Annotated in this window: 18 protein-coding genes; 11 read left to right on the forward strand and 7 right to left on the reverse strand. The window is 62.9% G+C overall.

Annotation, left to right across the window (positions count from 1 at the left end; all coding sequences use genetic code 11):
• Positions 1–20: 20 nt before the first annotated feature.
• Entirely contained in the window at positions 21–281 is a 261-nt protein-coding gene (locus X735_RS1000000168015) for a hypothetical protein (protein ID WP_081734943.1), read from the reverse strand.
• Between the two features lie 195 nt (positions 282–476).
• Here X735_RS1000000168015 and X735_RS141855 point away from each other — a divergent pair, with 195 nt between their 5' ends.
• The 5 genes from X735_RS141855 (at position 477) to X735_RS141840 (ending at position 7,041) form a co-directional block, all read left to right on the forward strand.
• On the forward strand, positions 477–4,304 hold the full coding sequence (locus X735_RS141855) for a hydantoinase B/oxoprolinase family protein (RefSeq protein ID WP_023813156.1): 3,828 nt from the start codon (positions 477–479) through the stop codon (positions 4,302–4,304).
• Positions 4,305–4,337: 33 nt separating this feature from the next.
• Positions 4,338–5,636 carry a DUF3419 family protein gene (locus X735_RS141850; protein WP_031213598.1) on the forward strand — a complete coding sequence of 433 codons (1,299 nt, stop codon included), beginning with the start codon at positions 4,338–4,340 and terminating at the stop codon, positions 5,634–5,636.
• On the forward strand, positions 5,633–6,316 hold the full coding sequence (locus tag X735_RS141845) for a class I SAM-dependent methyltransferase (RefSeq protein WP_023813158.1): 684 nt from the start codon (positions 5,633–5,635) through the stop codon (positions 6,314–6,316). Before X735_RS141850 ends, X735_RS141845 begins: the two co-directional genes overlap by 4 nt.
• 110 nt (positions 6,317–6,426) lie before the next feature.
• Complete coding sequence (locus tag X735_RS01000000166275) at positions 6,427–6,684, forward strand: type II toxin-antitoxin system RelE/ParE family toxin (protein WP_050592739.1); 258 nt, start codon at positions 6,427–6,429, stop codon at positions 6,682–6,684.
• A gap of 48 nt (positions 6,685–6,732) precedes the next feature.
• A complete protein-coding gene (locus X735_RS141840; protein ID WP_023813159.1) occupies positions 6,733–7,041 on the forward strand; it encodes a HigA family addiction module antitoxin in 309 nt (102 codons plus the stop codon).
• Positions 7,042–7,059: 18 nt separating this feature from the next.
• On the opposite strand, the gene X735_RS141835 is transcribed toward X735_RS141840, so the two are convergent.
• A complete protein-coding gene (locus X735_RS141835) occupies positions 7,060–8,439 on the reverse strand; it encodes a serine hydrolase (RefSeq protein WP_023813160.1) in 1,380 nt (459 codons plus the stop codon).
• Positions 8,440–8,667: 228 nt separating this feature from the next.
• On the opposite strand from X735_RS141835, the gene X735_RS141830 reads away from it, so the two are divergent.
• Positions 8,668–9,468: a GH25 family lysozyme gene (locus tag X735_RS141830; RefSeq protein WP_023813161.1), complete on the forward strand. Its 801-nt coding sequence runs from the start codon at positions 8,668–8,670 to the stop codon at positions 9,466–9,468.
• Between the two features lie 355 nt (positions 9,469–9,823).
• Entirely contained in the window at positions 9,824–11,005 is a 1,182-nt protein-coding gene (locus X735_RS141825; protein WP_023813162.1) for a lytic murein transglycosylase, read from the forward strand.
• Positions 11,006–11,153: 148 nt separating this feature from the next.
• On the opposite strand, the gene X735_RS141820 is transcribed toward X735_RS141825, so the two are convergent.
• Positions 11,154–12,374, reverse strand: coding sequence for an alanine racemase (locus tag X735_RS141820; protein WP_023813163.1), 1,221 nt, complete (start codon positions 12,372–12,374; stop codon positions 11,154–11,156).
• Between the two features lie 199 nt (positions 12,375–12,573).
• Between X735_RS141820 and X735_RS141815 the strand changes: the two genes are divergently transcribed.
• Positions 12,574–13,491, forward strand: coding sequence for a DMT family transporter (locus X735_RS141815; protein ID WP_023813164.1), 918 nt, complete (start codon positions 12,574–12,576; stop codon positions 13,489–13,491).
• Between the two features lie 471 nt (positions 13,492–13,962).
• On the opposite strand, the gene metF is transcribed toward X735_RS141815, so the two are convergent.
• Positions 13,963–14,880, reverse strand: coding sequence for a methylenetetrahydrofolate reductase [NAD(P)H] (gene metF, locus X735_RS141810; protein WP_023813165.1), 918 nt, complete (start codon positions 14,878–14,880; stop codon positions 13,963–13,965).
• Positions 14,880–15,887, reverse strand: coding sequence for a metalloregulator ArsR/SmtB family transcription factor (locus X735_RS141805; RefSeq protein WP_023813166.1), 1,008 nt, complete (start codon positions 15,885–15,887; stop codon positions 14,880–14,882). Before X735_RS141805 ends, metF begins: the two co-directional genes overlap by 1 nt.
• A gap of 121 nt (positions 15,888–16,008) precedes the next feature.
• Between X735_RS141805 and tsaA the strand changes: the two genes are divergently transcribed.
• The gene (gene tsaA / locus X735_RS141800) at positions 16,009–16,548 is read left to right on the forward strand and encodes a tRNA (N6-threonylcarbamoyladenosine(37)-N6)-methyltransferase TrmO (protein WP_023813167.1); all 540 of its coding nucleotides are present in this window, start codon (positions 16,009–16,011) and stop codon (positions 16,546–16,548) included.
• Positions 16,545–16,955: a DUF2293 domain-containing protein gene (locus X735_RS1000000170000; protein WP_023813168.1), complete on the forward strand. Its 411-nt coding sequence runs from the start codon at positions 16,545–16,547 to the stop codon at positions 16,953–16,955. Before tsaA ends, X735_RS1000000170000 begins: the two co-directional genes overlap by 4 nt.
• 6 nt (positions 16,956–16,961) lie before the next feature.
• Here X735_RS1000000170000 and X735_RS141790 read toward each other — a convergent pair whose 3' ends face one another.
• Positions 16,962–17,465, reverse strand: a complete 504-nt coding sequence (locus X735_RS141790) for a hypothetical protein (protein WP_023813169.1) — start codon at positions 17,463–17,465, stop codon at positions 16,962–16,964.
• 150 nt (positions 17,466–17,615) lie between these two features.
• Between X735_RS141790 and X735_RS141785 the strand changes: the two genes are divergently transcribed.
• Entirely contained in the window at positions 17,616–18,581 is a 966-nt protein-coding gene (locus X735_RS141785) for a D-amino acid aminotransferase (protein WP_023813170.1), read from the forward strand.
• Between the two features lie 69 nt (positions 18,582–18,650).
• On the opposite strand, the gene X735_RS141780 is transcribed toward X735_RS141785, so the two are convergent.
• A complete protein-coding gene (locus tag X735_RS141780) occupies positions 18,651–19,268 on the reverse strand; it encodes an MOSC domain-containing protein (RefSeq protein WP_023813171.1) in 618 nt (205 codons plus the stop codon).
• Positions 19,269–19,372 lie beyond the last annotated feature (104 nt).

Raw genomic sequence — 19,372 nt, forward strand, 5'->3', positions numbered from 1 at the left:
CACGAAGTACTGCTTGCTCACTACTGCGCGGGCGCAGGAGCTGGTGTTGCCGGAGCCGGCTCGGCAGGCTTCTCGGGTGTGATGCTCTTCGTGGTCGAATTATCCGTTGCCGGAGGCGTCGCGGCCGGCGGCGTGGCTTCCGGGGTAGCCGGCTTCATCGGTTCCTCGGCGGCCGGCGGATTGGTGCTCTGGGTGGTGGTATTGTCCGTACCGCTGTCACTGCAGGCGGCGACGCCAAGCAAGGCCAGAGCGGAAACGGACGCGAGAATGAGCTTTTTCATTTTGTCTCTCCTTCAACACACGCTCACGTTGCCGTGAGCGGTCGAAGGACAAATGCGTCAGACGACCATGAGTTTCGTAACGTTGCGTTTCCGCATGTAACATCGTCTGGTTCATTTGCGATTGCCGCTCGGGCCGTGGCCAACTAACAGAATGTGCCGAACCACCGATCGAACAGAAGAGCGACAGGGGCTGTCATGACCGAAAAATGGGATTTCTGGATCGACCGCGGCGGCACATTCACCGATATCATCGGCCGAGATCCGGAAGGCGGGCTGCACCCGCGCAAGCTTCTCTCCGAAAATCCCGAAGCCTATAACGATGCCGCCATCCAGGGCATTCGCGACCTCCTTGGCTTGTCGTCCGGAGACACGATCCCAAGCGGCCTGATCGGCGACATCAAGATGGGCACCACGGTCGCCACCAATGCGCTGCTGGAGCGCAAGGGCGACCGCGTGCTTTTGCTCATCACCAAGGGCTTTCGCGATGCGCTGAAGATCGCCTACCAGGCGCGCCCCGACATCTTCGCCAAGGAGATCGTCCTTCCCGAACAGCTCTACGAGCGCGTCATCGAAATCAACGAGCGTGTGCGCGCCGATGGCCGCGTCGAACAATTGCTCGACATCGCCGCCTGCCGGCCGGCGATCGAACAGGCCAGGGCCGACGGCATCGACGCCGTCGCCATCGTCTTCATGCATGCGTGGAAATACCCCGACCACGAGAAGGCCGTGGCAAAGGTCTGCCGAAAGCTTGGTTTCAGCCAGGTTTCGGTCAGCCATGAGGTCTCGCCGCTGATCAAGCTGGTCGGCCGAGGCGACACCACCGTGGTCGACGCCTATCTGTCGCCGATCCTGTCGCGCTATGTGCAAAGGGTGGCGGGCGAGCTGGGCGTGGCGCCAATCTCCCCCCTTGTGGGAGGTGAGGAGCGATCGGCCGAAGGCCGAGAAAAAACCAACGATTTGGCTTTTTCAGCGACGAACGCCCGGAGCCATAGCGAAGGGCAGTCGGCGAAGCCGACAGAGGGGGGCGCTGTCCCGCCAACGCCTTATTCTGTCACGCCCCCCTTTGCCCTGCCGGGCATCTCCCCCACAAGGGGGGAGATCGGCCAATCGCCTCGCCTCATGTTCATGATGTCGTCGGGCGGTCTCACCGCCGCCGACATGTTCCAGGGCAAGGACGCACTGCTGTCGGGGCCCGCCGGTGGCGTCGTCGGCATGGTCGAGACGGCCAGGCTCGCCGGCTTCGACAAGGTCATCGGCTTCGACATGGGCGGCACCTCCACCGACGTCGCCCATTATGACGGCGAATATGAGCGCGCCTTCGACACCGAGGTCGCCGGCGTGCGCATCCGCGCGCCGATGATGCGCATCCATACCGTCGCCGCCGGCGGCGGCTCGATTCTGCACTATGAGGCCGGCCGTTTTCGCGCCGGACCTGACTCGGCCGGCGCCAATCCCGGCCCGGCAGCCTACCGGCGCGGCGGCCCGCTCGCCGTCACCGACGCCAACGTCATGCTGGGCAAGCTGCAGCCCGATTTCTTTCCGGCAATATTCGGACCCGGCCAGGACGAACCGCTCGACGTCGAGACGGTGCGAGCAAAATTTGCAACACTCGCCGCCGAAATCGGCGATGGCCGGTCGCCCGAGACTGTCGCCGAAGGGTTCGTCACCATTGCCGTGGAGAACATGGCCAATGCCATCAAGAAGATCTCCGTGCAGCGCGGCTACGACGTCACCGAGTATCTCCTGAACTGCTTCGGTGGCGCCGGCGGCCAGCACGCTTGCCTGGTCGCCGACGCGCTCGGCATGGAGGCGGTGCTGATCCATCCCTTCTCTGGCCTGCTGTCGGCCTATGGCATCGGCCTGTCCTCGGTCTTTGCCTCGCGCCAGCAGGCGCTGCTAAAGCCGCTTGCCGAAGAGTCCAGAACAGAGATCGGCAGCCTCATTGCCATCTTGAGAGAAGCCGTCATCGCCGAACTCGCGGCGCAAGGCATCGGCGAGGATACGGTCGCCACGAAGCCGGTGCTGCACATTCGCTATGACGGCACCGACACGACACTGCCGGTGAATTTCGAGGCGGATTCGATTTTCCAGGCCAGGCGCGATTTTGAAATCGCCCACAAGGCGCAGTTCGGTTTCGTTTATGACGACAAGCCGATGATCGTCGAGACCGTCGGCGTCGAAGGCGCGGACACCGGCGGCACCGGGCGCGACGAAACTGAATCGCGAACCGAAGACCTTGCCGTAAGCCCTTCGCAAACCCGCGAAATCTTCACCGAAGGAGAGTGGCACACTTCACCCATCTTCCGCCGCGAGGCGCTGAAGCCGGGAAACAGGGTTGCGGGACCTGCCTTGATTATCGAGCCGAACCAGACAATCGTCATCGAGCCGGGCTGGCAGGCCGAAATCACCGCCAGGAACCATGTGCTCCTGCGCCGTGTCGAGAAAAAGCGCCGGCAGGCAGCGCTCGGCACCGAGGCCGATCCGGTCATGCTGGAGGTCTTCAACAACCTCTTCATGTCGATCGCCGAGCAGATGGGCGTGACGCTGCAGAACACCGCCTATTCGGTCAACATCAAGGAACGGCTGGATTTCTCCTGTGCCGTCTTCGATCGCACTGGCGCGCTGGTCGCCAATGCGCCGCATATGCCGGTGCATCTGGGCTCGATGGACCGCTCGGTCGAAACCATCATCCGGCTGAATTCCGGCGACATCCACCCCGGCGACGTCTTTGCCCTCAACGCGCCCTACAATGGCGGCACGCATCTGCCCGACATCACCGTGGTGACGCCGGTGTTCGACGACGCCCAACGCGAAATCCTGTTCTGGGCAGCCTCTCGCGGCCATCATGCGGATATCGGTGGCACGGCACCCGGCTCGATGACGCCGCTTGCCACCACGGTCGACGAGGAAGGCGTGCTGTTCGACAATTTCCGCATCGTCGATCGTGGAAAATTCCGCGAGAAGGAGCTGGAAACGCTGCTCACCGACCACCGCTACCCGGCCCGCAATCCGCACCAGAACATCGCCGACCTCAAAGCGCAGATCGCCGCCAACGAGAAGGGCGTCGCGGAACTGCGCAAGATGGTCGCGCATTTCGGCCTCGATGTCGTCGAGGCCTATATGGGCCATGTCCAGGACAATGCGGCTGAAAGCGTGCGCCGCGTGCTGGAGCGGCTGCCCGATAGTTCGCAGTACGAATACCCGACCGACACCGGCCAAATCATCAAGGTGAAGATCACGGTCAACCGGCAAAAGCGCGAGGCGACCGTTGACTTCACCGGCACGTCGCCGGTCATGAAGAACAATTTCAACGCGCCCGAACCCGTCGCCCGAGCGGCCGTGCTCTATGCTTTCCGCGTCATGGTCGAGGACATGATCCCGATGAATGCCGGCTGTCTGCGGCCAATCAACATCATCATTCCCGACGGCTGCATGCTGAAACCCGCCTACCCCGCCGCCGTCGTCGCCGGCAATGTGGAGACCTCGCAGCATGTCACCAATGCGCTGTTCGGCGCCATGGGCGCCATGGCCAACGCGCAAGGCACGATGAACAACCTGACCTTCGGCAACAAGACCTACCAATACTACGAGACGATCTGTTCCGGCTCGCCCGCCGGCCAGATGAACTCGGGCCGCGGCTTTGCCGGCACCTCCGGCGTCCATACCCACATGACCAACTCGCGCCTCACCGACCCGGAAGTGCTGGAATTGCGCTTTCCCGTGCTGCTCGAGGATTTCCACATTCGGGAAAACTCCGGCGGCAAGGGCAAATGGAGCGCCGGCGACGGCACCAAACGCACCATCCGCTTCCTCGAAAAGATGGAATGCGCGATCCTGTCCTCGCACCGCAACCGCCCGCCGCAAGGGCTGGATGGTGGCGGCGATGGCGAGGTCGGCTCGACCAAGGTCCGCCGCAAGGATGGCACGATCGACATGCTGAAAGCCTGCGACCAGACAGTGCTGCAGGCCGGCGACGCCGTCATCCTGACGACGCCGACGCCGGGCGGATTTGGCAAGCCGTGAAAAGATGCGTCAACAGGCTGTCACCGGCCTGTCATGACCCTGAGCTACCCGCTTGCGGCAAAGCAAATGGGGAATCATCTTGCCATGACGGACGTTTCCGCTGATCTGGTTTTTCGCCGCGGCAAGGAAGTTGGAAAGGCCGTCTACCAGAACCGCCCGCTGTCGAAGGCAGGCATTTCGGAGCGGCTGTTCGCCTTCCTGTTTTCCGGCCTCGTCTATCCGCAGATCTGGGAGGACCCCGATGTCGACATGGAGGCGATGCAGCTTGGCCAGGGCCACCGCGTCGTCACCATCGCCTCCGGCGGCTGCAACATTCTGGCCTACCTCACGCGCTCGCCGGCCCGGGTCGACGCCGTCGACCTCAACACCGCGCACATCGCGCTGAACCGCATGAAGCTGGAGGCGGTGCGCCGCCTGCCATCGCAGGGCGACCTGTTCCGCTTCTTCGGCGCCGCCGACACCAGCCACAATTCGAAAGCGTATGACCGTTTCATCGCGCCGCATCTCGATCCTGTCAGCCGTCACTACTGGGAGCGCCGCAACTGGCGCGGTATCAGGCGCATCACTGTGTTCGACCGCAATTTCTACCAGACCGGCCTGCTCGGCCTGTTCATCGCCATGGGCCATCGCACGGCAAAGTTCTTCGGCGTCGACCCCGCCGGCATCATGCAGGCCAGGAACATCGGCGAGCAGCGCCGCTTTTTCAACGAAGAGCTGGCGCCGGTCTTCGACAAACCACTGCTGAAATGGGCGACGTCGCGCAAGGCTTCGCTGTTCGGCCTCGGCATTCCGCCGGCGCAGTACGATTCGCTGATCACGTCGGGCGACGGCACCATGGCCAGCGTGCTGAAAGCCCGGCTGGAAAAACTCGCTTGCGATTTTCCGCTGGAGAACAATTACTTCGCCTGGCAGGCCTTTGCCCGGCGCTATCCGAACCCCGGCGAGGCCGCCCTGCCCGCCTATCTGGAAAAGCAGAATTACGACACCATCCGCGGCAATGTCGACCGCGTCGCCATCCACCATGCCAATCTGATCGAATTCCTCGCCGGCAAGGATGCAGGCTCCGTCGACCGCTTCATCCTGCTCGATGCGCAGGACTGGATGACCGACGACCAGCTCAACGCGCTGTGGGCGGAAATCACCCGTACGGCTTCGGCCGGCGCCCGCGTCATCTTCCGCACCGCCGCCGAACCCAGCCTGCTGCCGGGTCGCGTCTCCAACTCGCTGCTTGAGCAGTGGGATTATCAGGACGAGGCTTCGCGCGAATTTTCGGCCCGCGACCGCTCGGCCATCTATGGCGGCTTCCACCTCTACCTAAAGCGCGCGGCATGAGCACCAGCGAGCTGCCGGCCAGCCCCGAATTCAAGGCCAACCACGCCGAACTGATGGACGGCGTCTACCGCTGGCAGCGCCATATCTACGACCTGACCCGCAAATACTACCTGCTCGGCCGCGACCTAATGATCTCGGGGCTCGACGTGCCTGTCGGTGGTACCGTGCTGGAGCTCGGCTGCGGCACCGGCCGCAACATCATCCTGGCTGCCCGCCGCTATCCCGATGCCCGCTTCTACGGCCTCGATATCTCGGCCGAAATGCTGGAGACGGCCGGAAAGGCGATCGACCGTGAGGGCCTGTCCGGCCGCGTCGTGCTGGCAAGGGGCGATGCCACCGATTTCGATGCCCGTGCACTCTTCAGTGTCGAACGCTTCGACCGTGTCTTCGTGTCCTATTCGCTGTCGATGATCCCCGGTTGGGAAAAAACTGTGTCGGCAGCGCTTGCCGCCCTGTCGCCGAACGGTTCGCTGCACATCATCGATTTCGGCCAGCAGGAAGGCCTGCCCGGCTGGTTCCGGACCTTGCTGCGCGGCTGGCTGAAAAAATTCCACGTCGCGCCGCGTGAATCGTTGCGCGAAGTGCTGGAATCGGAATCCCGGCGAACCAGCGCAAGCTTCCGTTTCCGCACGCTTTATCGCGGCTATGCCTGGCTGGCGGTTATCAAGATCACTTCCTGAATATTGCCGTGGGAAAGGCACATAAAGGCGAAGCAGCCACGATCCGTTGGATCAACGTTGCCTTATGACCCCGAGAGCGGTACACTATCTCACATGCATGGAAGCATGTGGTGATCATCGGCTTCAGGGATGAATGGCTGCGGGCCTTCTTCGTGGAAGACACCCATTCTCGCAACATTCCGTCCGATCTCGAAAGCCGTTTGTTCCGCAAGCTCCAGATGATTGACGACGCGATGATCGATCAGGATTTGCGTGTGCCGCCCAGCAATCATTTCGAGAAGCTGCGCGGCATTCTCGAAGGCTTCCATTCAATACGCGTCAACAAGCAATGGCGGCTGATCTTCCGCTGGGACGGCGGCCGCGGTTAGGCGTCGGACATCTATCTCGACGACCACAGCTATAGATGAGGTGAGAACATGTTGATGACCGCACGCAAGCCGGCAACGGTTGGCGAAATTCTCACGGAAGAATTCATGCAGCCGCTTGGCCTGACGCAGGCGGCTTTGGCCGAGGCGATGGGGGTCCAGCGCAAGCATGTGAACGAATTGTGCAACGACCGCCGCAACGTGACGGCGGCGACCGCGCTTATTCTGGCGCGGGTGTTCGGCAACAGCCCGGACTTCTGGTTGAACGTCCAGCGCCGCAGCGATCTTTGGCAGGTCATGAACTCGCCCGACGAGCGGGCGCGAGTTGACCGCGCCAAGCCATTGGCGACAGCTGCATAGCAAAGAGTTTGCGCCGCGCTAATGCAGCGCCTTGATCAGCGCCCCCACCATCGTCTGCGGCCGGTAGCCGAACTTGGCAGGCGTCAGCCCTAGCCGCACCACCACCAACTGCTCCGAAGGGATGATGGCGACCGTCTGCCCGTCATGGCCTTCCATCCAATACGTGTCCTTGGGCAGGCCTGCCGCGACGCCGGCGCCGGGGTTTTCCTCATCGCCCGGGGCCTCGATCCACAACTGACCCTTGCCGTAGACCTTCGAGGCGGATGCCGGCTCGCGCATCCAGTCGACGAAACCGGTTGGCAGGATCTGGTTGCCGTTCCACACCCCGCCCTGCAGCAGGAACTGGCCGAAGCGCGCCCAGTCATGCGCGGTCGCGTAAAGATAGGACGAGCCGACGAAGGTGCCCTGCTCGCCCGTCTCGAGCACCGCGCTATGCATGCCAAGCGGCTCGAACAGGGCGGTGCGCGGCCATGTCAGCGCCTTGGCCTTGTCGCCGACCGCGTCCTGCCAGAGCCGCGACAGCATCACCGCCGTGCCGCTCGAATAGGAAAACTGTTTGCCGACCTCTGCAGCCAGCGGCTTGGATTCGGCAAAGCCCGCCATGTCCGGCTCGAGATAGAGCATGCGCGTGACGTCGGCGACGTCGCCATAATCCTCGTTGAACTCCAACCCGCTCGACATCGCCATCATCTCGGCAAGGCTGATGGCGGTGCGGCCGTCCGCCTTCCACGTCGCAAACAGGTTTTTGTCGTCGAAAGCCATCTTGCCGTCCTTGACCAACGTACCGATGATGGCGGCATTCACCGTCTTGGTCATCGACCAGCCGAGCAGCGGCGTTCTGGCGGAAAAACCATCGCCATAGCGCTCGGCGACGACACGGCCATTCTTGACCACCACCACCGCCCGCATGCCGGTGCCGTTCAGCGCCGCATCGTCCAGCAGTTTGGCAATCACCGGATCCTGCGATGCCTCAACCCGCTCGCCTTCCGGCCACAGGTCGCCCATGGTGGCTGCCGACGGCTCCGCTTGGATCGCGGTCCGCCGCGCCTTGCCGACATCGCCGTCCGGAACCGAAGCGCAGCCCAACCCGTCGCGGGCGACGGCGACGCTCTTGCCGAGGAACCCGAACAGACCGGCAGACACCGTTCCCCTGTTCTTGTCCACCGAAACACGCATTAGCCGCAGCAGGGGATGCCCGGGCGCCTGCACGTCGACGGCCAGCACCTCATTGGGATCGCGGCCGGCAATGAAGACGTTCGAACAGACGATCTTGGCCGAGTAACCCGAGCCGACGCGGATCAATTCGGGCGGCGCGATGTATAGCCACGCAAACAGCGCGGCGACCGCCAGCACGATCAGACCAAGCAGCCATCTGACGATCTTGACGACGATCCGCATTTATTTCCTCCGGGCCCTGCGCGAGCCCTTATGTCATCGATTTGCCGCCATTGCTTCCGCAAATCACAATGCTTGTCGAGCGCCATCAACGGATTATCAACCATGATCGGCGATCACAGGATATGCTGAGCGATGCTGTGGGGCGATCGCTCGGAGGGGGCCCAATCACAAGCCGGCCATCAGGTATAGACCCATCAGCGACCGGCTGAATCCGGCTCGGGAATTGCGATGCGCCGTCTTGCGGGCCTCATTATGCTAGCGCTGCTTGGCGCGTGCTCGACAGTAGACGATCTCTCGCCACTGTCGCCGTCGGCGTCGAGCAGCCCGACGGTCACTGTCCGGGCGCCGCGCTTTGCCGATTCCAAGCCGCATGAATGGGAGAGCGGCGCGCCGTGGAACTATGCCGTCCACGGCACCGATGTTTCCAAATACCAGACCTCGGTCGACTGGCCGGCGGCCAAGGCCAGCGGCATCTCCTTCGCCTTCATCAAGGCGACCGAGGGCGGCGATCGCTTCGATGAATACTTCAACGAGCATTGGACCCGGACCAAAGCTGCGGGCGTTCCCCGCGCCGCCTATCACTTCTACTATTTCTGCACCCCGGCTGCCGTGCAGGCGCGCTGGTTCATCCGCAACGTCCCCGTCGATCGCTCGGCGATGCCGCCGGTCCTCGACATGGAATGGAACCCACAATCGCCGACCTGCAGGCTGCGTCCCGACGCCGCCACGGTGCGCGCGGAGATGACCACCTTCCTCGAGATCGTCGAACGCCACTACGGCAAGAAGCCGATCATCTACACCTCGGTCGACTTCTTCGACGACAACGGCCTGGCGGGGTTTCGCGGCTATCCGTACTGGCTGCGTTCTGTCGCCGGCCATCCACGTGAGAAATACGGCAGCCACCCCTTCACATTCTGGCAGTACACAGGAACCGGGATCATTCCGGGCATGACCGGCAAGGCCGACATCAACGTCTTCAACGGCAGTGAAGCCACCTGGAACAAGTGGCTGCGGCAGAACACCCGTTGACACCGGTTCAACGGCAGCACCGCCATGGATCAAATCACTCCAGCAGAGCTTCCGTTGAACCGGTTCAACGGCAGCACCGCCATGGATCAAATCACTCCAGCAGAGCTTCCGTTGAACCGGTGCAACGGCAGCGAGTCCGTCCGAGATAAGAAGCTCCGCAGAACACCGTTGCCGCCAGTGCAACGGCACAGAAGCCGGCGGAATAAGGGGCTGCGGCACAAGAACCGTTGACACAGGGCCTGCCGCCTGCTTTTCGACACAGCCAGCGGTGAAAAGTGCAACCGCCGGCAATTCAGGGCGTTGGGCCTCCGGGGGAGCACAACAACTGCCCGCTATTCGTTTCGAGAGGAAGCTGATGCGACTGCGTTCCAAAGTCCTCGCGGCTGCGCTGACCCTGTGTGCCACGGCCTTGCCGGCGATGGCGCAGGAATGCGGCGGCGACTTCGAGACGTGGAAGCAGGGCGTCGCCGCGGAAGCCAAGGCGGCCGGCGTCGGCACTGCCGGTCTCGACGCCCTTGAAGCGGCAACCTTCGACGACAAGGTGTTGGCACGCGACCGCGCCCAGGGCGTCTTCACCCAAACCTTTGTCGAGTTTTCCAACCGCATGATCTCGGCCTATCGCCTGAAGCAAGGTGCGGCGAACATGAAGAAATACGCGGATGTCTTCGCCCGCGCCGACCAGCAGTTCGGCGTTCAGGCGCCGATCATCGCCGCCTTCTGGGCGCTGGAGACCGATTTCGGCGCCGTGCAGGGCGACTTCCACACGCTGAGCGCCCTGGTGACGCTGTCGCATGATTGCCGCCGCCCGCAACTGTTTCGGCCTCAGTTGATACCGCTTCTGCAATTGATCGATCGCGGCGTGTTGCCGGCCGATGTCAGGGGCGCCTGGGCCGGCGAGATCGGCCAGACGCAGATCCTGCCCTCAGATTATCTGGCACGCGGCGTCGACGGCGACGGCGACGGCAAGATCGACCTGCGCGGCAGCGTGCCCGATGTGATCATGACCACCGCCAACAAAGTGCTGTCGCGCGGCTGGAAACGCGACCAGCCGTGGATCCAGGAAGTCCGCGTGCCCGAAGACATGCCGTGGGACCAGACCGGTCGCACCAACAAGCTGCCGCTGTCGCAGTGGGCGCAATGGGGCGTCACCTACCCCAGCGGCGCGCCGCTGGTCGACAACGGCCTCAAGGCAGGCTTGGCGCTGCCCATGGGCCGTAAGGGGCCCGCCTTCCTCGCTTATGACAATTTCGACGTCTATCTTGAGTGGAACCAGTCCTTCACCTATGCGCTGACCGCGGCCAACCTCGCCGCCAGGTTGGCGGGAGAAAAACAGTTCGATCCGCGCAATCCCGAGACTGGCCTCAACAACGAGCAGATGAAGGCGCTGCAGACCAAGCTCGAAGCCAGAGGCTACGATGTCGGCACTGTTGACGGCATTTTGGGTACCAACACCCGCGAGGCGATCCGCAAGGAGCAGATGCGGCTAGGCTTGCCGGTGGATGGCTGGCCGACGCCGGAGCTGCTGGGGAAATTGTAGGCAGTAGGCAGTAGGCAGTAGGCAGTAGGCAGTAGGCAGTAGGCAGTAGGCAGTAGAAAATTACTCCGAAGCAGTGCCTGCCACCCTATTCCCTATTCCCTATTCCCTATTCCCTATTCCCTATTCCCTATTCCCTATTCCCTATTCGCTAATCCGCCATTGTCTCCAAACTGGCAAACCCCTGCGGCGCGTCGCCCTCGTCGAACGGCGTCGTCACCTCGACGAAGGTGTCGGGGTAAAAGCCGTTGAAGCGGGTCCGCAGCGAGAGCGAATAGGCGCCGATATGGCCGATCTCGATCCAGTCGCCGGTATCGACCGTTTCCGGCAGCCAGAACGGCCGCGACAGGATGTCGACGGAATCGCAGGTCGCCCCGCAGACCTTGAACGGCACGATGTTCTTCTCCTCGCCATTGCGCGAGCGGATCGCCGGATCAGGAATGAAGCGGGCCGGCAGCGTGATCTTTCCGGTCCATGAATCCGACAGCGACGCCCAGATGCCGTCATTGATGTAGAGCCGCTTGCCCTTGCGCAGCAGCACCCGCACGATCAGCGACAGGCAGCGCGCCACGATCACGCGGCCCGGCTCGGCCACCAGCGGCATCTGGTCGAACTGATACTCTTTCAGATCGCCCGAAAGCCGCGACATGATCTGGCCGAGCGACGGCATCTCGATCTGCTTGCGGTTGGGGTCATGGCCGTATTCGGCGGGGAAACCGCCGCCGACGTCGAGCCCGGCAATATCGAAGGTCAGCCGGTTGCGCACCCAATCGGCGGAGGCCAGCGCCCGTTCATAGGTGTCGGGATCCTCGATCTGACTGCCGACATGGAAACACAGGCCAACCTTGTAGCCGGTACGGTTCAGCCGCTCGGCAAGTTCGACGGCGTAGGCCGGCCCGGCGCCGAACTTCTTCGACAGCTCGTAAGCGGCATGGCCCTTGGTCTGCACCCGCACGAACACGCTGATCGCGCCCGGATCGATGTCGAGCGCCCGCACCACTCGCGTCAGCTTGGTGATCTCGTCCTCGTGATCCAGCGAAATCACGCGGATGGCGTATTTCTCCAGCGCCAGCTTGATGTCCGACTGCGCCTTGACCGGATGCATGTAGAGCATCTCGGCATCGGGAGAGACGGCACGCACGGCAGCGAACTCGCCCGGCGAAGCGACGTCGAAAGCCTTGACGCCGGCTTCGACCAGCGTCTTCAGCACGATCTGCTCGCCATTGGTCTTGACCGCATAGGCGGTCTTGCCCGGGAACATGCCCATGAATTGCCTGGCATCCGCCATCAGCACCTGCGGGCGGAAGCAATAGACGGGATCGTCCGGGCGAAGCGCCAGTGCCGCCTCGCGGGCATTCTCGAATCGCTGCATCGACGAATCCTTGATCTAGCCTGCGCACAATTAATCCAAGCTAGCGGCTAATGAAAACAATTCTGTGTCTCGTACGGCTGACGCTGGGGCGCTAGGTCTTGGCGGCAGGCGTTTGCCTCAATCACGTTTCGGGTGGCCCTTGTCTCCGAACCGGATATGGCTTCTGCCTGACTGGCATACGTCTGGGAGGGCGACTCACATGGCAATGGCCGCGACATCCGCACCACGCGGGCCGATGGTGCTCAAGGATTGGGGGCAACTCCTGTTGCTCGGCGCGATCTGGGGCGGCTCGTTCTTCTTCGCGCGCATCGCGGTGGCGGAACTTCCCCCGCTGGTGCTGGTGCTGTTTCGCGTCGCCGTTGCCGCGATTGCGCTGCAGATCTATCTCGGTCTGCGTGGCCCGTCCTTTCGCCTCGCGCTTCCGCATGCCGGCCTGTTCTTCCTGCTGGCGCTCACCAACAATGTCGTGCCCTTCTCGCTGATCTTCGCCGGCCAGACGGAGCTCGGAGCCGGCATCGCCTCGGTGCTCAACGCGACAACGCCGTTCTGGACGTTGATCCTCGCCAACGCGCTGACATCGGACGAAAAGCTGTCCTGGAACAAGCTCGCCGGCATTGCGCTCGGCATCGCCGGCACGGCTGTCATGATCGGCCCCGGCCTGCTTGCCGGGCTCGGCGGCCCGGTCTGGGCCAAATTCGCGCTGATCGGGGCTTCGCTGTCCTATGCCGTCGCGCTGATGGTTGCCCGCCGCTTCAGGGGCGTGCCCTCGCCGATCATCGCCACCGGACAGTTGACGGCATCGACCATCATCATGATCCCGATCGTGCTCTTTACCCACGGTCCATCCGGATTGTTTTCGGCCTCGCCGCCGGTCTGGGCGGCGGTGCTGGCGCTGGCGCTTCTGTCCACCGCCTTCGCCTACATCCTCTATTTCAACCTCGTCGCTTCGGCCGGCGCGACCAACGCCTCCCTGGTCACGCTTGTCGTGCCGGCCAGCGCCATGCTGCTCGGCTTCCTGTTCCTTGGCGAGCGGCTGGAGCTGTTCGAAATCGGCGGCGTGGTGCTGATCGCGCTCGGCCTCGTCACCATTGACGGGCGGTTGTTCGGCCGACGTTAGAGCGCCGCGCGTTCACTGGACGCGCAAAGGATGCTCTAACCACCCAATTGCCCCGCATCGCGAAAGTCGAATCGACTTTCGCAGCGGTAGCGCTGCCATGACACGGCAGCGACACGAGTCGGCCACATTTTATTCACAGGCCTGAAGCCGGTTTTTGCTTAGGAGTTTCAAAGCCTAACGGCAAAAGACATGTCGCGGATTTCACAATCACGTCGCAATGCAGCACATTTTCCGCTTGCCTGTGGCACAAATGAACCTAGACTCCGTGACATAGCTCTTTAAGAGGAGGCTATGTCATGGGACTTACGAGGCCTATCAACGCATTGATGATCTGTGCTGCGTTCGCCTTTATCGGAGCCCTTATTATGGGCTTCCTTCCCTGACCGCCAAAGCGGGGAAGACCAGCACCCAAATAGTCCAACCAATTCAAAAGGCCGGGTTTTTCCCGGCCTTTTGTTGTTGAGCCCACCCTCATGCCGCAGCTGATCCGGCGGCCGCCGCCTCGTGCGAGCGGATGCCGATCATATGACAGATGGCAAAGACCAGATCGGCGCGGTTCATGGTGTAGAAGTGGAAATCGCCGACACCGCGCTCGACAAGGTCCATCACCTGTTCGGCCGCCACCGCCGACGCCACCAGCGCATGCGTCTGCGGGTCCCGGTCGAGGCCTTCGAAACGCTCCGCCAGCCAGCCGGGCACATGCGCGCCCGCCCTCGCGGAAAAGTTCGCGACCTGCTTGAAACTGTGAACCGGCTGGATACCCGGCACGATCGGGATGTAGATGCCGGCGCGGCGGACGCGCTCGACATAGCGCTCGTAGAGATCGTTGTCGAAAAAGAACTGAGTGATGGCACGCGTCGCGCCATTGTCGACTTTGCGCTTCAGCATCTCGATGTCGGTGGCGAAATCGGGGCTTTGCGGGTGCTTTTCCGGATAAGCCGCGACGGAGATGTCGAAATCGGCAATCGCCTTGAGCCCGGCGACCAGCTCCGCGCCGTTCTCGTAACCACCGGGATGCGGCCGGTACGGTCCGCCGACGCCGGAGGCCGGGTCGCCGCGCAGCGCCACGAACCGGTTGATACCGATCGATTTGTAATCCTGGATGACCGCGTCGACCTCGTCGCGCGTTGCCCCGACGCAGGTCAGATGCGCCGCTGCAGGAATACCGGTTTCCGTCAGGATGCGCTTTACAGTGCGCGCGGTGCGCTCTCGCGTCGAGCCGCCGGCGCCGTAGGTCACCGAGACGAATTTCGGCTTCAGCGGCTCCAGCCTCGTCACAGTCTCCCACAGCCTCGCTTCCATCTCGTCCGTCTTCGGCGGGAAGAATTCGAAGGAAACCCTGACCTTGTCGCCAATGTCGGGGCGGCGGGAAAAGCGGAACTGGTTCATCAGGCGGTTTCCCTTATCTGCCTTGTGTCGTTGGAAGGATCGGCGATCAAGAGGCGCCGGTCGCGGCCAAGCCAGAGTTTTACGGTGAGCCTGGCCTCGTTGCCGCCACGCGGCTCGAATTCCTGACTGTCTTCAAGATCGAGGCCGGCTTCCGAAAACCAGTCGGCGATCTGCCGGTCGGAAAAGCCGAGCCGCATATGCGCGTGTTCCTCACGCAGGAATTCCAGCGCATGCGGCGCGAAATCGACGATGACCAGGCGTCCGGCCGGACGCAAAAGCCGCGCCGCCTCGTGGATGGCACGGGCGGGATCGTCGAGATAGTGCAGCACCTGATGGATGGTGACGAGATCGAAGGCATCGCGCTCGACCGGCGGTGCGAAGATGTCGCCCTGCCGAACCTGCGCGTTCGAAACGCCTGCCTTGTCCAGATTGGCGCGCGCCACGGTCAGCATCTCGCGCGACATGTCGATGCCGACACCACGCCGATAAAGCGGCGAGAAGATTTCAAGCAGCCGCCCGGTGCCGGTGCCGAGATCGAGCATCGACTGGAACGGCCGCTTGCCGACCAGTTTCAGCATTGCGGCTTCGACGGCGCGGTCCGGCACATGCAGCGATCGGATATGGTCCCAGCTTGCCGCATTCACGGAAAAATACGCGACCGCCCGGTCCTGCCGCTTGCGCTTGACCGAGGCCAGACGCTCAAGATCGCGCTCGACCTGCGGATCGGCGCCGCGAATGCCGGAAACCAGCCCCATGACGAAGTCCCGCGCGGAATCCGCATCCGACAGGCGGAAGAAGGCCCACGACCCCTCCTGGTAGCGGCCGATCAGTCCGGCCTCCAGAAGCAGCTTCAGGTGCCGCGAAACGCGCGGCTGCGACTGGCCGAGAATTTCGGTAAGATCGGAAACCGTGAGGTCACCGCGCGACAGAAGTGCCAGTATGCGCAATCGGCTGGATTCGGCCGCCGCCTTTAACGTATCCACCATAGTGTCGAGCGAGACATGCATCAGCGTATTCTCTTTGAAAAGATATAAACATATGTTTATGTCGATTTTAGCGACCTTGCAAGCGCTATGTCGCTTCCGGACAAGAAAATGCCGCTGTGTGGCGTTTTAAGAGACGTGGACCATGACTGAAACGCGTGAGATGTTCGAGGCGCGCGAAGGCGAGCAGAGGCTGGAGAACGATCCGGCCTTGATGCCGCCTGATGGCGGGATCGTCTTCATCGGCCGCATTGCCTCGCCATGGACGACGCGCGAAACCTGCCCGAAGAACATGCGCGCCGCGCGCGAGACCGGGCAGAAGGCGGTGCTGACCATCGACACAGCCTACCGAAGTGGCCTGCAGGGGCTGGAGCGCGCCAGCCACGTCATCATCCTATCCTGGCTGCATCATGCGCCGCGGGACCTGATTGTGCAGAAACCGCGCCATGCCGCTGAAGCGAAAGGTGTATTTTCGCTGCGCTCCCCTGCCCGCCCCAACCCCATCGGGCTGCATGTGGTCCGGCTCGTCGCGCTCGACCAACGCACCGGCCGCATCGATCTCGACGCCATCGATGTGCTCGACGGCACGCCGGTCATCGACATCAAACCTTATTTCGCCTCGACCGACGCTATTGCCGAGGCGACCATCGAAGGGCGCGACGAGCCCGATCGGACCCGGCGATGACAGCGCCGACCGGCCGCCGCCGCGCCATCGCCAAGGCGCTGACCGCTCTTCTGCCGCTGGCTCCCTATGCCGACATGGAGAAGATCCGCACCGACGCCGGCGCGGTCCACATGAAGACCTTGCCGCCGGGCATCGCCGTATGGCTGGCGACGATTGCCCATATCCGCCACATGCACACCGATTACGAAAAACTGCTGAGCGAAGGCTATGACCGCGACTCGGCGCGTTTCTTCGNAGACGTGTGCTCTTCCGATCTTATCCGCCACATGCACACCGATTACGAAAAACTGCTGAGCGAAGGCTATGACCGCGACTCGGCGCGTTTCTTCGTCATCGAGCAGACCAACATCGTGCTCACCCGCTGGCGCGCAACCCGCCTGCTCGACGCCGACGACGAGGAGGAATGACCACGGCTACTTCCGCTTCAGCACGGCGACCGCATTGTAGGGCTGGCCATCGGCGTGGCCGACCCAAATCCAGGACAGATTGCCCTTGTAAAACCTGACGGTGATGTTGCCTCCGTCGATGCATTTGTCCTGACCGTAGGTGATGTTCTCGTGGTATTCCGCCGAAATGTCGTCCCTTGACGTCTGTGACAGCGATCCGCCGCAGCCGAGTGACGGATAGTCGATCGACGCGCTGCCATCGTTGATGGTCATGGCGATCGCCCAGTCGGCGCCGGCGTCACCCGCCGGGCTCTGGTGGCCATTGCCTACCCAGGTGCCGCTCAGCGACGGCACGTTCACCGCGCAAGGCAGGTTCTGGAAGATCGGAGTCAATTCGCCGCCGGTTTTCTCGCAGCGATAGGTCTGCCCGCCCTGGCACAATTCCTCGCCTTCGCGCGCGCACTGGGCGCGGGCGTCGCCCGCAGCGGCGAACATCATCATTGCCGCTGTGACGGCCCCAAACCTGCCCATTTTCCCCTCCCGTTCAGACCCGGAACGATAGGGCAATCGCGATCGAATGTATCGGCCAGATCGTCATGGAGGCCGAACAGCGCCGGGCGGGTGGCTCTATGCCTTCTGCCCAGCGCCGCTAGCCTCTCGCCTGCGTGACAGGAGGCCCCGATGAGCCGGACAATGGCAACACAGGACGAGAAGCGACCGCCCGTCGTCGACGACCGCCATGTCGACCCGCACTCCTATCCCGAGGGGGTCGCTTTCCTCGACGGCCAATACCTGCCGATGTCGCAGGCCAAGATCTCGGTGCTGGACTGGGGTTTTCTGCATTCCGACGCAACCTACGACACCGTGCATGTCTGGAACGGCCGCTTCTTCCGCCTCGATTTGCATCTCGAGCGCTTCTTCGGCGGGCTGGAAAAGCTGCGCATGACCATTCCCTTCGATCGCGACAGCGTGACAGAAATCCTGCACAATTGCGTGGCGCTGTCCGGTCATCACGCCGCCTATGTCGAAATGCTGTGCACACGCGGCGCCTCGCCGACTTTCAGCCGCGACCCGCGCCAGGCGGTCAACCGCTTCATGGCGTTCGCCGTGCCGTTCGGCTCGGTCGCCAATGCCGAGCAGTTGCAGCGCGGCCTGCGTGTCGCCATCAGCGACAAGATGCGCATTCCGCCGGCCTCGATCGACCCGGCGATCAAGAACTACCACTGGCTCGATCTGGTGCGCGGTCTCTACGACGCCTATGACCGCGGCGCCGAGACCGCGTTGATCCTCGACTTCAACGGCAATGTCGCCGAAGGCCCGGGCTTCAACGTCTTCTGCGTCAGGGATAGCAAACTGTCGACGCCTTCCATTGGCGTGCTGCCCGGCATCACCCGCCGCACTGTCTTTGATCTGTGCGCCGAAGAAGGTCTTGCAGCCACCGCGGCCGATGTCAGCGTCACTGCATTGCGCGAGGCCGACGAGGTCTTCATCACCTCGACCGCGGGCGGCATCATGCCGGTGACCGAGATCGACGGCGCGGCGATCGCCAACGGCAAGGTCGGACCGATCACCAGCCGGCTGATGGCGCTCTATTGGGAGAAGCACGAGGATCCGGCGTGGTCGTCTCAGGTGAATTATCCCCGATAGTCAGCAAGGCCTCGAGAAAAACCGCAAGGATTGAGCCCGCCACTTTTGCTTGGACAGCGCAGCCTGCCCTCAGGCTCGATAGATCCACTGCTCCGGAACGCGCACCGAGATTTCTTCGCCGGCCCTGACCGTTCCCGGCTTCTCGACCCAGGCGACGACGCCGCGCAGCCGCTTCGCCATTTTTGGGAACAGCAACGCGCCGGCTTCGACGTCGGCCATTCCGGCATTCTCGGCGATCGACCGGCCGGCGATGCGGCACGGTCCGTTCTGTGCGTCGACCTTAAGGGTCACACCGCCCTTGAAGAACAGCAGCGTGCCGGCCGGCAGCATGGAGAGATTCGGCACGCCTTCGATCACCAGATTGGCGCCGATCCATTCCGGCTTGATCTCGGCCAGGCCCATGCGCTCGGCGACGATGGCGAGTTCATCCGCCGCCACGATCGACAATTGCCGTTCGTTGCGCATTTCCGTGCCGCGCGGATACCAGGGCTCGCGCCCGCCCGAGCGCCGTGTCGGTCCGGCATGGAAATCGCCTGATATGCCGTCGAAACCCAGCCGCAATTCGTCCACCGGGCGCGTCTGAAAATGATCCGCCGGCGCCACGTAAAGCGCTGCCGCCTTGGCGGTAAGCTTTCGCGCGGGGATGATTTCGATCGGCTTTTCAGCCTCGGGGAAGAGATCCAGCATGGCGTTCTTTTCTCTCGTCATCCAGCGAATTAGCCGGGCGGACTTCGCGGCGTCCAGTCGAAAGTGCTGATCGTCCGATCAACGTCACCGATGGGATGGCGATC

This window comes from Mesorhizobium sp. L2C084A000 (assembly GCF_000502875.1).
GTDB lineage: Bacteria > Pseudomonadota > Alphaproteobacteria > Rhizobiales > Rhizobiaceae > Mesorhizobium.